Genomic DNA, 14,985 nt, shown 5'->3' with positions numbered 1-14,985 from the left:
TGTTGAATTCATAAGGATCGTAATCAAAAGTCTAACTAATGAGTGGTGCAAAGTTCATTCCGTTTTTCTCTTGCTCGACATGGTCCCTCTCCTCCATTGGAGACATTAGTAATTCCTTCTTTAGAGAATCTGCGATAATATGAAATTTACTGCTTTTGAAGGGAGTGATCGAATGAAATCTACAGCAGCATAATTGTGCGTAAAATAAAAAAAGCGATATCGCTGTCAAGATATCGCCTTTAGCATTAACTAAACCAAATGTTTAATTGTCTTCCATCTCACCGTTCCTGTATCCGTTGTGCGATCTCTGCAAATTGTCGAATTCCGGCACGTATTTGTTCCTCATTTACAAATGAATAGCTCAGTCTGATCCAAGACTGCATCTCATCCAATGGATCACAAATCTGACCAGGTACAAAGGATATCGATCGTCGGAAGCACTCATCTAACAATGCTCTTACGGGAATAGTGCCTGGCAGCTGGAGCCATAGATTGAGCCCACCATTAGGAGTGGTCCATCTCCAATCGATCGGTGCCATTGCTAATTCTTCTTCCATAATATCTCTCCTGATTTGAAGTGCAATACGCAGCTTTTCCAGATGCTGTTGCATCCGCTCGGACTGAAAGTAATGGACGAATATTTTCTGGGTCACTAACGGCGTTCCGTTGTCAGCCAATGATTTGACCTTTATAAGTGGCTCTATCACAGATTTTCGGGCAAATACGGCGCAAATTCGTAAACCTGGTGCTACATACTTACTGAAACTCCGGAGATATACAACCCATCCTTCTGTATCGTATGTGAATAAGGGTGGAGGGGGATGTTCATCAAAATACATCTCGTGAAATGCATCATCCTCAATGATCAAACAGCGATACCTTTCAGCCAACTCTACAAGCTGCTTCCGTTGAGAGATCGGCACGGTATACCCTGTTGGATTATGGAAAGTAGGATTCATATAAAAGAAGCGCGGTTTGTGCTTTCTCATCAACATTTCTACCCTGTCCAAATCATACCCTTTTGGCGATATATCAACCGAAATTAATCTAGCACCTTGGCCCTGGAATACATCAATTGCAGCGCTGTAAGTCGGTCGCTCCACCAATATCGCATCTAGCGGTCTTACAAATAGCCTGGACAGCAAGTCTATGGCCTGCTGTGCACCTGTCGTGATCAGCACTTCATTGGTATGCAAATGAACCCGATATTTTCGTTTAACATATTGGCAAAGGACATCACGCAGCTCCTCATCCCCTTGTGCAGTCGAATAAGTCCCCATTAGCTTGGGATATATATCAAATACCTTCTTCACATACTCAGACAAAAATAAGTTGGGCAGCAAATTAGGATCTATCAGTGCTTGTGAGAATTGATAGGCAGCGGTTACTCTATGGATGTCAGATAATTTGCTGTTTAACTGTACAGCAGAACATTCGATAGCCAAGCTCGCGTCATGCTCATACGAAGATTGATCCACTTGCTCAGGACTTACGTAATAGCCTGACTTTTCCTTGACATAGGCTACACCATTCTTTTTCAACAATTGATACGCTTTAAATACAGTCAGTCTGTTAATACCCAATTCGAGGGCTAGCAGTCTAATTGAAGGCAGCTTATCATGTACTTTCCATTCGCCTCTGCTAATCCTCGCTATAATGTGATCGTATACTTGTTTAAACAGCATGCAAGCCGCCTCCCCTTTAATTCACTATTGTACACTAATGACGATTCATCTGTTCTGTTCGTATTTATCTGTTCTATAGCTTAAGGTGTATGATCATTCACAGAGGGGGAGAAATTATGGTCATCTTAAATTATTTACTCGTTTGTCTCATTTTTGGCACAACATTTCTAGCTATCAAGATCGGTGTTGATGCCTCTGCACCACCATTTTTATCTTCGGGTATCCGCTTTTTTGTGGCAGGTCTACTTTTATTCGTCTGGATGATGTGGAGGAAAAAAGCAAGCTTCTCGCTCCTTCTGCGTAAGGAAATGCTGCTCACAGGAATTGGTTTAACATTTGGTACCTTTGCAGCCTTGTATTGGGGGGAACAATACGTTACCTCAGGAATTGCAGCCGTATTTTCAGCCACTGCTCCGATAATGATTCTGTTGCTGCAAGTCATCATCATGCGTCAGTCGCCTAGCCGGCGTTCTTTAATTGGCTGCATCATTGGCCTTATTGGCGTGACGCTAATTATTTTACCTACGATTACGTTATCAGCAAATATATGGCTGCTTGTCGGCAGTTTTATCATCTTAATTGGTCAACTGTTCTATTCATTCGGAGCCATTTATTCAAAAAGCGTGACGAAACGTTTCCCAGAAACATCACCCATTGCTCTAAATGCAGCTCAAATGATGTACGGTGGTGCACTATTGCTCTTGCTGTCTGCATGTACAGAACAGTGGCAGTTTCAGAGTTTACAATCAGCAGAAGCGATTGGCTCCATGCTTTATCTCATTGTCATCGGTTCGATGATTGGTCATAGTCTATTCTATTGGCTAGTCGCCAAGACGAGCCCGATTTTTGCCTCAACCTGGCTTTACATCTCGCCATTAATTGCACTCACGATTGGGGTGCTGTTCTATGGTGAATCCATTACCTGGTTAACCGTTGTCGGAGCCATTACGATTATCGTGGGCACTGTGCTTGTTAACTTTGATAACTTAATGCAGCTGTTTAAGAAGCCACAGAGGGAAATAGGCAAGCTTCAAAATATGTCATCCTGATAGAAGCTAGAAGTGTTACTTTCCGATCTGTTAATGGTGATGAATATTATATTAACAGTGGAAATGCAGTAAAAATCTAACTGTATTGATCATGACAACATAAAAGAGCCTTAGATGGCCAATTGCCATCTAAGGCTCCTAACAAATATCTATATTGAGTGAGAAATTACCTCATTATATGTCTTCTGCATCCAGTTCGCTTTTGCCCCTAGACATTACCTACTGAACTATATTTCATATCAAACTTACGACGCTTACAACATATCTCACCAGAAATTGGATAGATTGCTTCAACGATGTCCTCGATTTATGCCAGTACTTCTACCGTAAACTCACCAGGAGCTTTGACATAGAATGTCCATCCATGTGATCTTTTCGGAGGTGCAACATCGTAACCATCATCCTTCAGGCGTTGATTGAGTTCATTCACTTTCTCTTCACTCTCCTGAATAAACCCAATATGAAACGTTTTAGGATAATTCACCCCTGTTCCTTTCATTAACGTGATTACCGCTCCATCATCATCAATTAGTACTGCGAATGCACTTCCGCGCACATCACCACTTGTGTCGATCTTCTTAAGGCCGAAGTAGGTTTCTAGGAAATTTTGGGCCGCAGGGACATCTGTGACCGTAAGATTAATGTGATTCAGCTTCATATCGATACACATCCTTTGTCTGGAAAATAATTTTTCACCCATCTTATCACATTGGTGCAAGTGATAAACTTCGAGTTATTTATGATTGAAATTGAGTAAATAACCCGCCATGTAGTTTAAAATTGTAAACATTCCACTTTTCTAAGAGAAGTTTAGTAATACGTTTTCAAATCGATATTAGTAGCAATATAAAAAGCACCGTTCGAGTTTATCTATACTGAGACCGTCACAGGGCACTTTTTTGCAAAGTGGTCCATCATACGGTTCACAGTTCAACTGCGAATGGCGCCTTTATTTTTATCACTTGATAGATGTTATACTCCGTATTTCCGTAAACAAATCACACGTTTGAGTCTATGTTTCAGATAAAAGCAACTTTTCAATTAGAATATGGGAAGCCATCACTTGATCAGCTCGAATGCTGCATCGCTCCGGTACGTCCAGTGACTCCAAAAAGTGTCGGATAACACCAGCAAATCCACGTCGATCACCGATCGTGTCCCAACTTCCAAATTTCTTCACTTGCTGACCACTTGAGCGATCATTCCACACAGCAGATTCAAGATTCAAAATTTCAACAGATCTGCCGCCTCCGTGAAGTTCTACCTTTTCCATATCAGCACCTGCTTGTCGATTCATACTAAACAAGGCCGGCGACTTGCCAAATACAAGTTGGCCTGTCGCATGCAGCAACCGATTTTGGTCATCCTTTTCCTGAATATAGGAAGCAATCTCATATGGTTTGGCTCCCATCCACAGGAGCAAATCGATCATATGGATCAGATCATCATACAACGTTTCCTTGGCACTTAGCTTCTGCTGTTTCGTCCTATGTTTCTGAGCGATGCACAAGTCGAATCCCCCTACTTCATCCAACCAAGCCTTTGCCTGCTGATACATCGGTGCAAAGCGACGGTTAAAGCCGACGGCAAGCAGCCGATCATACTTAGCCGAAGCTTCCACCATCCTCTTTGAAGCATCGATATGATAGGCGAGCGGTTTATCTATGTATACGTGAATGCCGCGCTCAAGACATTGGATCGCCATTTGTTCATGTATTTCGGTAGGCGTGTGAATAAATACTGCGTCCAGTTCCTGATGCAGCAGCGCATCTAAATCCGTAAATCGGCCATCTATCCGATAGCGATTACCAATTCTTTCAACGGTTTCTGGCGTGCGGGCCATAATCCCTGAGATCTCCACATCATCAAATTGAGTTAGTACAGGCAGATACGCTTTCTGTGCAATATCTCCAAGGCCGATGATTCCGATCCTTTTTTTCATAGTATTGGACCTCCCAGTTGCTTCAAAAGTTCAAATCGTGATCTGCGGTTAGGTTTAAGGGTTCAGCAGATAGAAAACATAATATGAGTATTGAGTGTGTTATTATGCGTTTAAAAGTAATTATAACACGGTAATTGTTACATCCTATACAGTTATCATCCTGTCCCTTAATGAGGGAAGGATGGCCCCCCTAACCATCATATGATAGTGAGCCACCCTTCACATGCTTCGATTACAAATACACCATAAGATAGATAATTTTCTATCCGTCATAATTACTAAAGAAGATATTCATTCACAGCATGCTGTTAAGTTGTGGGTTATTCGCATTCACGTCCATTCATCTGCAGTCGAGAGTTTCACTCTATAAGCCAATATGGCACATACCATAACTAACAATCCACAACCGATAAGTATATTCTCCACATGAATCACATCCCCAAGTGGGCCAAACAACATCATACCAAGTGGCAAGGCGCATGAATTGGACACTTGCATTAGGCTAAACACACGTCCATGCATGTGTGGATCCACCCTTTCTTGTATGAACACCGTTATCGGCGAATTAAAACATGGCATTGTGATGCCAATAAGGAAGTTTGCTGCCAAATACACGATAAACACGGGAGAACTCCCGAGTCCGATCATGAAGAGCCCATATAGTGCACACGCCAACAGGGTAGTATGCATCCGATTACGAAAGCCTCCCCAAGCTGCAATCAACACACCACCGAGAAGTGCGCCTGCGCTAAACGTCATTTCACTAATCGTTAATCGCCACACTTCTGCACCAAAGGAGCGACTCACCATTAATGGTGTTAGAAAAGCAGATGGACTAATTAATATGAGAACAATAAATAAGAACATAAGCAATCGTTTGATGAAGGTATGCTCTTTCATATAAATAAATCCCCGCTTAATCTCATGCCAGTTGGAGTTGTGCTGACCATCCGGTCTTGTTAATGTAGGTACTTCGATTATAAGCATAATACTAATTCCTACGACTGCCGTAATGACATCTACCATAAACACAGTTTCCAAAGGAGCAATAGACAACATCACACCACCCGCTGCCGGCGAAAGAAACATCATCAGAGATGAAATACTACTATTTATTCCGCTTACCTTCATCAGTTTATCTTGTGGCACAATTTGAGGAATAAGTGCACTTACAGCAGGTGCTTGTATGCCAGTGCCTGCCGCACGAACGAGCAGCAATGGATAAAGCAGCACAATATCTTCGTATCCTGCACAGTACAATATGGCAAGAATGAGTGTTGATCCAGCGATCGCACCGTCAGCCAACATTATCAATTTTTTACGATTATATCGATCAATCCAGACTCCGGCAAACAAGGAGATCACGATTTGCGGAAGAAAGCCACAAACGGTTGATAACGTCAACATGATGCCTGAGGAAGTTTGTAACGTAATATACCAAATAATCGCATACTGGACCAAAGAGGAACCAAATAAAGATATAGTTTGAGCCGTTAGAAATAAAGTGATTCTCTGATTCCATCCGGAATTTATGTTTGTTGCCATGCTGATTTATTCTCCTCTATCATTAAATTGTTCGATATTGGACACCTGATCAACCCATGTTTGATAAAAGGCTTCCTCATGCGATACTAGAATAATGCTTCCTGTAAATTCAATTAAAGCTTGTTGGAGCGCTTTTTTGGTCTCCGCATCTAAATGATTGGTCCGTTCATCGAGTATTAGCATATTACAATTTGTTAGCATTAAGCTGCACAGCTTAACCTTGGATTGCTCGCCGCCGCTTAATGATCCAATGGCTTGCACGACATGGCTATCTTTGACTCCACACTGTGCCAAATAGCGGCGTATGCCCTTCACGTAAATGAGTCTTTTGTTTCAGAAACTCGGAGTATTTTCCATAATATTTTTTAACCGTTTGACCTTCATCTATTATTCCTCTTTTCTCGCATATAAAATAAAAAAAGCAGAAAGCATCGCACCCTGGTTGGGGCAATCCTTCTGCTTGATGTACACGTCAAAACGGTACAGCTATACCAAATTCAGCAACGGACTGAATCGGTTATATCACAAAAGGCTGCAGACAAAACATGTCTACAGCCTCTTAATCTGTAACACCAACTGAAAGCACAACTAAATAAGCGTGAGAATTCACACCAAATTTAACCTGCTATCAGTCGATGAAATAAAAGCAATTACGCTTTTGATTAAGCTCCGGACAACGTCTCATCGTATTTATCCATTTGTTCGGAGCAGCGTTTCGGATATCGTTTAACTGTGTTTAAGCGGTCCATACTACAATAACACCCTTTCATTTGTGATATTGTAGTACGGATCGGGTTACTCGTCAACATTCTCAACATACGATGGACACTACGTCAATTAATCAAACTAGAATGTCACGTGCAGACTTGCAAGGGATCGAACTTTACTGAATGTCCAAGTTAATTCATGAGGGTCATTTAGCAAGCATAAATGAGGAAATTGTTGCAGCAGCGTGCCTATAGCAATCTGACCTTCAAGCCGAGCTAATGGTGCACCCAGACAATGATGGATACCTTTCCCGAAGGCCAGATGCTGGTTCTCCTCACGTGTAATATTAAACACATCGGGTTCAATAAATTTCTGTGAATCCAAGTTAGCGGCAGCCAAAGAGACAAGTACCATTTCCCCTTTGCAGATCCTTTTTCCATTCAAAGTGATGTCTTCTCCTGCAATACGGCTCCCTAACATAATCGGCCCGGCATAACGCAACATTTCTTCAACTGCTGATGGCAATAAAGAATAATCTTTTCGGAGCATATCCATCTGCTCGGGATGCTGCAGCAATGCAAGCATGCCACTGCCTATCAGGTTGGCCGTTGTCTCATGTCCTGCGATAAGGAGCAGCCAGATAGTAGAAATCAACTCATCCTCACTTAGCGAGTCTTCTTGTTCCTGGGCATTTAGCATTTCGCTTGTCAGGTCATGACCGGGGTTCTTCCTTTTCTGGACTAGTAACACTTTAATATACTGAACAAATTGATCGAGTGATGTTAGGACGGCTTCTCCTTGATTCGGGTTTAGAGCAGAACTCATTAGGGTCTGTGTCCATACGCGGAATTGATCTCTGTCAGAAGCAGGAACACCCAACATTTCACAAATAACGATAATAGGCAATGGGTAAGCAAAGTCTGCAATAAGATCCATTCTCCCCTTGCCTTGTACAGCCTCTAACAATTCATTAGTAATCTGTTGAATACGTGGACGCAAATCTTCGATCATACGTGGAGTAAATGCCTTGGAGACTAACCTACGCAAGCGAGTGTGATCGGGTGGGTCAACCATAAGCATGTTCGGCATCGTTATTAAACGGGCAAGCATTTTATGAGTGGATGACTGTTCTTCGGACGAATAATTATTGTGTTGCTGCTGCACAAATTTACGGGTATCTTTAACAAACCGCTCATCTTTTAAAATAACTGCAACATCGTCATAATTTAAGGCAACCCAGGCTCCCCCCATACCATATACGTCATCAAGGTAGATAATAGGCTCTTGCTGTTCCCTTAACCGCTTATAAAACGTAATCGGATCCTTCATCGTTTCTGGCAGATAAAAATCGTTTATCGTTATCGGATTCATAAGATACACGTCCTTTCAATAGGATCAATCTATCAAGTCATTAACATAAATAGTTATTAACAGAATCCCTCCCCTGTTACAAATTACTAAATATTGGATTTGACCACAATGGTCAATAGAAAATCATCCTCATTAAGGAACATATTTTTTCTTAATGCTTCATTTTAGTTTATTGCTCATTTGAAGATCTATGTGCACACTTCCATGAGATAGCTCGCACTTGCACACAACACAAAACACCTTCAAAATTGCCCCCATATCTTGCGACATGAAAGCATTGACTTGAAGGTGCTTTGATCGGGTTCTCATTAGAGGATTAATCCCTCTTAACCTATTAAAGCGGTTGATTCCGGGAGGTTACCACACAATATGTAACCTCATTGAATCGTCTGCATGATTAGACGCCTTAGATCTGCAATCCGGTTTGGCATTTGCGCTGTCGAACGATTTATTAAATCAGACAAAGAAATTGTATCTTCTAACTCAGATAATAGACGCCATTTTCATTTAGAATTGCACCAGACCACTGGTAAGCTTATAGAGGCGCCTGTCCCGAAAAGCATGGCTAATCATAATATTCAGGGTCTCGAGAGTAAGCTACATATGCTTACCTGTTCGTTCCCAATGATCTTTCACTTATGTTCCTCCTGTTCTCTCTGTGGAACAAATCTTATGTACTTAGTGAGGCTGCTCAATTATCCTGCACGTTAGTTCCCGCGCCTTCGCTTGCGCACAGCTTATATTGTGAGTTTTTTATTTAGAGGAGAATAAAGATGGTATTGAAGCAATAGAGATAAATGGTGTCATTAAATTAATGGTATATTATGGTATTTATTAATGTAACATTAGTATGAAATTTATTTAGTGCACACCAAGATGGATATGCCAGCATTTAAATGCTGGCTATGCATAAATTTAGTTTATTTTAGGAGGATTTGATGAGAAAACTTAAGAAGTCACTTCAGGTTTTATTTCTTATGGTGGTAACAGCGGTTGTAGTAGCTGGCTCGCCATCTTGGGCACTAGCCCAAACTTCAGAGCCAGTCATCACACCATCGGAGGAAGCCATTACACAGCAAAGTACTCTTGTTGTTCAGCGGAATTTTGAAGTAAAAGCCCTTGGAGATATATGGGCGGAAGGCGATCGAGAGCGTAGATTGATTAATGCTCGAAAAATATATCAGCCGACAGGGTTATATGCACAACCCAATGAACAAATTCAGATTGAAGTTTCAGGTAACAAACCAATTACAGCGGTTATTGGGATACATCGTCATGATAAAGAATGGGCGCTTTTTTATCCATTACAACCAGGCCTAAATACAATTTCCTCACCAAATGGCGGATTGTTGTCATTTGATAACAGCAACAATGAAGGTAGTATTAATGTAAATGTAGTGAGTGGGGGGAGTCCTGTTCCCTTCTTTGTATTAGGCAAGAATACAAATGCGGATTGGCAGGCAATGATGAATACTTATCCTAATGCACCTTCTGTTGTTCTTCAATCAGAAAGAGCTCTCTTTGTCTTCTATTATGCTACAGCTAAAGATCATATCTTGAATCAAGACCCAATTGCTGTTTTACAGACTTATGACAAGTTTATTACAGCACAGGATCAAATATCTGGACTATCTCATTCTGATTCTGATCCTAGGCATCGGTTAGATAGGCATTTGATTGGCTTTATCGAATCAGAAAAAACCATACCAGGAGCGTATGCATATGCAATTTGGGATGGGGCAATTATGCCTAAAGATACGGGAGCAAGTGCCGATGCTTTAAACCTTACAAGAACGGGTTGGGGGCAGTATCATGAGGCAGGTCATTTGAGACAACAAGCACCTTGGAATTGGGATGGGATGACTGAGGTGAATGTAAATATATATTCTCTAGCCGCTAAGAAGGTTCTTAAACCTACTGAGCCTGCAAGGTCCCAAGGCGAGTACTTAGCTGCTTTCACGTTTGTAGATCAGCCAACCAAGAATTTCTCAGACTCTAATTCAAAATTAGAAATGTTGTGGCAGCTTAATCTTGCATTTGGGGATAACTTCTATCCAGCGCTACATCGATTATATCGTGAGTTAGCACAAGCAGATCTGCCAACTACAGATGATCAGAAAAAACAGGCATTTATTCTAAACACTTCAAAAGTAGCTCACTATGACTTGACGCCTTTCTTTGATAAATGGGGTTTACCTGCAACAAACGATACAAAAAATAAGATTAATGCATTGAGTTTACCTCTTCTAACTGCACCCATTTGGTTTGGGTCAGATTATAACATCATTAAACCGACTGATGGAATGGATAAGGTAAAAGGCATTATTGGGGTAACATCAAATAGCCAAGAGACTTCAAGTACTAATAATGCCGCAGTAAATGCATTTGATGGAGATACAAATAGTATCTGGCACACCCAATGGAATAAACAAAATCAGTTCCCTTACAATATTACAGCAAAGTACGCAAATCCACTAACTTTCAACAAGCTGACATATTTACCACGCCAAAGCGAAGAAAATGGGATTATTACAAATTATAAAATTCTAACTAGTCTTGATGGGGTATCCTTCACTGAGGTTGCTACAGGCACGTGGGCAAAGGACAAAACAGAAAAGACCGTAACTTTCACACCTACGCTTGCTAAATATGTTCGACTTGAAGTACCTCAAGGTGGTGGAGCAAATGGTTTTGCATCTGCAAGTGAGATTAAAATCTTTGAAGCACCACAACCTGTTACAACGTATCTCAGCGATATTAATTGGTTTTCTGCCACAACAGGTTGGGGAACCATCCAAAAAGATCATAGTGTTGGTGGAAATACACTTAAGTTAAATAACATAACCTATACAAAAGGTTTGGGCACACACGCTAACAGTGAAATCGTCTACAAACTGAATGGGCAGTATACATCCTTTGCCGCGCTAGTTGGGGTAGATAATGAGGTAGGTACTGTAGGTTCTGTGGAGTTTCAAGTTGTTGTAGACAATCAAGTTGTATTCACTAGTGGTAAAATGCATAATAATGTAGCGCCAAAAGAAGTAAACGTAAGTCTTACTGGAAAGAATGAGCTAAAACTTATTGTCACAGATGGTGAAGATGGTATTAACAGTGACCATGCTGATTGGGTAAATGCTCGTCTTATCAAATAGTATGGTTAGGTTAAAGCTCGTCAAAAGAGAGGGTCATTCCCTCTCTTTTGTTTTAGAGTTGATTGACATTTTCTAACTTTAATAGTAAGCGTAAAATCGCCCACACCTTGTTATCAAGATGAGGGCGATTTTGCTTTTTTAACGGTCTTAAATACCCTACAAGTTAGTGGTAGTGAAGATGAGCATGGCAGTATTTTGTCTAGCGATTTTGGAGCTCTGGGGTCAAGAAGCGACGCTTCCGGAATACTGTAGCTCTTTATTTTCTCAGAACAGCTTGACCTCGGCATCTGTAGTGGATGAAGCAAGCTTTACAGTTTCACTAGGATTGTAACCAAAAGTCTTCCGAAAAAGCGCAGCAAAGTGGCTCATATTGTGATATCCGACCATAATGGCGGTTTCGCTTACATTTGCTTGCCCTTGTTCCAGTATAGTACGCGCTTCATTCATTCGTAATCCACGTACATAACCAAACACAGTAGTACCAAACAGCTCTTTAAAGCCAAGCTTAAGCTTGTAATCGTTCAGTCCGGCCAATCTAGCCAGCCCCAGCAAACTGGGTGGCTGTCTCCATGATCGAGAAAGGATCTCTTTCGCTTGATACAGACATTGGATATCATCTGCAGTGAGCTTGGACTTTACTTGTTGTTCCTTCGCTTCATGATCTATCCCATCTAAGTGGAACGCCAAAAGCTCAAGCGACTTCCCTTCTAAATAAAGCCTTTGAAGCGCCCCCCTATATGGGCATTGCTTCATTTGCTCCACGATAAGCGGAATTTGCGGCGATCCTACCGTTTGCTTGCAATAAAATGAACTTTCTGACAGTCGATCCATTTCAGGCACGACTGCTTGTAAATGTCGCATATCAATTCGTAATTCCATATGAAGCAGATGCTCATTCTGGGAAAACTCGGCATGCATCTTTGTCTCATGCATATAGACAAGTGTAGATACACCTGAGGATATCTCGTAATCCTGCGTATGTGCAGACGTTTGCCAGCAGCCGCTGCCCGACATCGTATAAGCGATTTCTAAATGTGGATAGTGAATACCTACATCCATCGTTACCGGATTATTTAATTTTGCATCGAACCAATTAATTTCCAATCCCTCTCGCAAACAAATCCGATGCAAGTTGCCTGTTCCACTCTGAGATGGAAAAGTGTAAAGGTAATGGTGCTGTTCCTGTAATGGGGAAGAAGGCGTAACATCATGAAACTCCCCGAACATTCCGTCCAAATCCCAAGAGTCTAGTTGCAAGTTCAAGGCCATTCTCCTCCGATCCAATATAAAATATAAACCGATTAGGTTATATATATGTGCTAAAAGCGTAGATTTTAGGAGTAGGAGAATACACATAGATGTTCAACCACTCTCCTGTTTGCGCTTAACCAATTTTAACCCAACCCAAAATTATTGTAAACAAGAAAAACTTTTTCCCCAAGGAAAAACCTCGAAGAAAAAGTTCAACTGTAAGGCTGGTTTGCAATTGTTAAGCACTAACGATATTACCTACTAATATAACGATAAAGATAATCATTATCAATATATTCTGTAAAAAATGTGCCTCTCGGCATCATAATCTGCTGTAAAGCTAGAAATCCATCGTCTATTGACCTGTTATCGATCTACTTTCAGCATGCTTGTTGTTTACGGCAAACATAGTAAACACCAACACAAGGACACAACCGGCGATTACCGCAAACGGAAGATGCCGATCAACTTGGTATAGACTTGTGCTCATAATGGGAGCAATCACTGCCGAAATCCCTTGCACCGATGCCACAAGTCCTGCAATCCCCCCCTGCTGCTCACGGGATACGGCTAGCGACGATCCTGCCATAAAGCCAGGCATCATGAGGCCTGATCCAACCCCGAACAAGAAGAATGCAATGTAGTAACTCACCAAGTTAATTACAAATAAGAAGAGTGCTAAACTGACAATAAACAGTAATGCACCTGCCAGAATAAGTTGTTTGGGCTGCCATGTCTGTTTTTTCATCTGGAAGCCCTGTGTAATGATCATCGCAACCCCCGAAAACATCAAACCCAAGGATAGCATCCGGGCGGTCTCCTGCGTTGTTAAAGATAATTGATCCTGAAAATAAAATCCACCCACCACTTGCAAGCTAACAATGCTGAGCATCGTGATCAACCCTGCAAATAAATAAAGACGGACTCCTTTTTGAAACGGGTTTACCTTCGGAACCTTCTCGTGAATAACAGGTTTATGGGCTGGTATTAGCAGCAGTACGACAACTATTGCAATCACAGGGAGAACTGCACCAATATACAAAGGCCAGATCAATCCAATCAGGGCAAACACACCAGCAATGGCTGGCCCTAACACAAGTCCTAATCCGTTGGCAGCTCCAATTAAGGCCATACCTGCGGATCGTTCATGCTCTTCGGTAACATCAGCCATGTAAGCCTGCGCAGATGAAGGGACCGCTGGAATAAAGAAGCCGACCATAGCACGTGCGACAATAAGTAAGGCAACTAATAGTCCACCTTTAATAAATCCAGACAGTCCAGCATACATCGTTGCTGTAAACAAAATGTAACTTACAAACATTCCGAAAAAGCCAATCAATATAACGGGCTTTCTGCCTTTTATATCACTTAGTCGCCCCCACACCGGCGCCATTAAGGCCATCGCAACCGAGCCCAAAGAAATAATTAAGCCGGAGTGTGTCTCGCTTAACCCCAATTCACGAATAAGTGGAGGCATGATAGGTGCAATAATCATCAATCCTACCATGGCCACAAATACACTAAAAAATATACTAAATCGAGTTCTTGCCATCTTCACACTATCCCCTTTCGCAGCATCCGCTAATGATGCTTTACTCTCTAAAATTTTAGGAGAAAAACGCATCGACGGCTACCTGAAAACGGATTGTTCATACGGAAAAACGGATTTAGCTTATTTAATAACATTAAAGATGCCAAGCTTTGCGGATTTGTTCCACCGCCGCCACAGCGATTGCATCCTCAAGTATATCACCTGGCTTATTGCCCTTGCCCAAGATATAACCAGCAAAATGGGTTCCCGTATATTCAAATATATATTGGAACTGCTGTACTAGCGGAATGCCTTTGAGATGTGGTTGGTCGTCTCCTATGCCAATAACCCATGCTGTCTTGCTTGACAGATTTGATAAAAATTCCGATTTATTTTCCCTCAGAGACTGCGACCAACGATCAATAAACGTTTTGGTTAATCCTGATGCTCCATACCAATAGATTGGTGTTGTAAATACAAGCACATCCTGTGCCAGAACACGATCAATTACGTGATGATAGTCATCATCTGGATAGGGCCCCTTGTCTGAATGTCGGTAGTCATTAATCGGGTTAATCTTATAGTCAGACAAGAAAATGTGATCCGCTTCGAATCCATTTACTAACAAATTGGCCAATTGCTCCGAGTTTCCATTTCGACGTGAACTGCCATAGATTACAGCGATACCCATATGGCTTCTTCAACTCCTTTTTATGAATAATTTTGTTTACAGCCCGTGCTCACTTCATTT

Annotated in this window: 10 protein-coding genes and 1 pseudogene; 2 read left to right on the top strand and 9 right to left on the bottom strand. The window is 41.5% G+C overall.

Annotated elements, in window-relative coordinates; genetic code table 11:
* Window positions 1-278: 278 nt before the first annotated feature.
* Window positions 279-1,685 carry an aminotransferase-like domain-containing protein gene (locus MH117_RS17855; protein WP_239330846.1) on the bottom strand — a complete coding sequence of 469 codons (1,407 nt, stop codon included), beginning with the start codon at window positions 1,683-1,685 and terminating at the stop codon, window positions 279-281.
* Window positions 1,686-1,801: 116 nt separating this feature from the next.
* On the opposite strand from MH117_RS17855, the gene MH117_RS17850 reads away from it, so the two are divergent.
* Window positions 1,802-2,734, top strand: a complete 933-nt coding sequence (locus MH117_RS17850) for a DMT family transporter (protein WP_239330844.1) — start codon at window positions 1,802-1,804, stop codon at window positions 2,732-2,734.
* Window positions 2,735-3,041: 307 nt separating this feature from the next.
* On the opposite strand, the gene MH117_RS17845 is transcribed toward MH117_RS17850, so the two are convergent.
* The 5 genes and pseudogenes from MH117_RS17845 to MH117_RS17825 form a co-directional block, all read right to left on the bottom strand.
* Window positions 3,042-3,392 (bottom strand): VOC family protein, encoded by a 351-nt coding sequence (locus tag MH117_RS17845; RefSeq protein WP_239330841.1) that lies wholly within the window; start codon window positions 3,390-3,392, stop codon window positions 3,042-3,044.
* A 354-nt stretch (window positions 3,393-3,746) separates the two neighbouring features.
* Complete coding sequence (locus MH117_RS17840; RefSeq protein ID WP_239330838.1) at window positions 3,747-4,676, bottom strand: Gfo/Idh/MocA family protein; 930 nt, start codon at window positions 4,674-4,676, stop codon at window positions 3,747-3,749.
* A 330-nt stretch (window positions 4,677-5,006) separates the two neighbouring features.
* Entirely contained in the window at window positions 5,007-6,221 is a 1,215-nt protein-coding gene (locus tag MH117_RS17835; protein WP_239330835.1) for an MFS transporter, read from the bottom strand.
* Window positions 6,222-6,227: 6 nt separating this feature from the next.
* Window positions 6,228-6,536, bottom strand: a pseudogene (locus tag MH117_RS17830) (ATP-binding cassette domain-containing protein); the annotation flags it as partial.
* Window positions 6,537-7,067: 531 nt separating this feature from the next.
* Window positions 7,068-8,300 (bottom strand): cytochrome P450 family protein, encoded by a 1,233-nt coding sequence (locus MH117_RS17825; RefSeq protein WP_239330832.1) that lies wholly within the window; start codon window positions 8,298-8,300, stop codon window positions 7,068-7,070.
* Between the two features lie 938 nt (window positions 8,301-9,238).
* Between MH117_RS17825 and MH117_RS17820 the strand changes: the two genes are divergently transcribed.
* Window positions 9,239-11,452 (top strand): NPCBM/NEW2 domain-containing protein, encoded by a 2,214-nt coding sequence (locus tag MH117_RS17820; protein WP_239330830.1) that lies wholly within the window; start codon window positions 9,239-9,241, stop codon window positions 11,450-11,452.
* A gap of 264 nt (window positions 11,453-11,716) precedes the next feature.
* On the opposite strand, the gene MH117_RS17815 is transcribed toward MH117_RS17820, so the two are convergent.
* The 3 genes from MH117_RS17815 to MH117_RS17805 all read right to left on the bottom strand — a co-directional run bounded on the left by MH117_RS17815 (window position 11,717) and on the right by MH117_RS17805 (window position 14,925).
* Window positions 11,717-12,715, bottom strand: coding sequence for a helix-turn-helix transcriptional regulator (locus MH117_RS17815; protein ID WP_239330828.1), 999 nt, complete (start codon window positions 12,713-12,715; stop codon window positions 11,717-11,719).
* A 343-nt stretch (window positions 12,716-13,058) separates the two neighbouring features.
* Window positions 13,059-14,255 (bottom strand): MFS transporter, encoded by a 1,197-nt coding sequence (locus MH117_RS17810; RefSeq protein WP_239330826.1) that lies wholly within the window; start codon window positions 14,253-14,255, stop codon window positions 13,059-13,061.
* A gap of 133 nt (window positions 14,256-14,388) precedes the next feature.
* Window positions 14,389-14,925, bottom strand: a complete 537-nt coding sequence (locus MH117_RS17805) for a flavodoxin family protein (protein ID WP_239330824.1) — start codon at window positions 14,923-14,925, stop codon at window positions 14,389-14,391.
* Between the last annotated feature and the right edge of the window lie 60 nt (window positions 14,926-14,985).

The organism is Paenibacillus sp. ACRRX (assembly GCF_022346885.1).
Classification (GTDB): Bacteria; Bacillota; Bacilli; order Paenibacillales; family Paenibacillaceae; genus Paenibacillus_B.
This window is presented reverse-complemented; position numbering and strand designations above follow the sequence as displayed.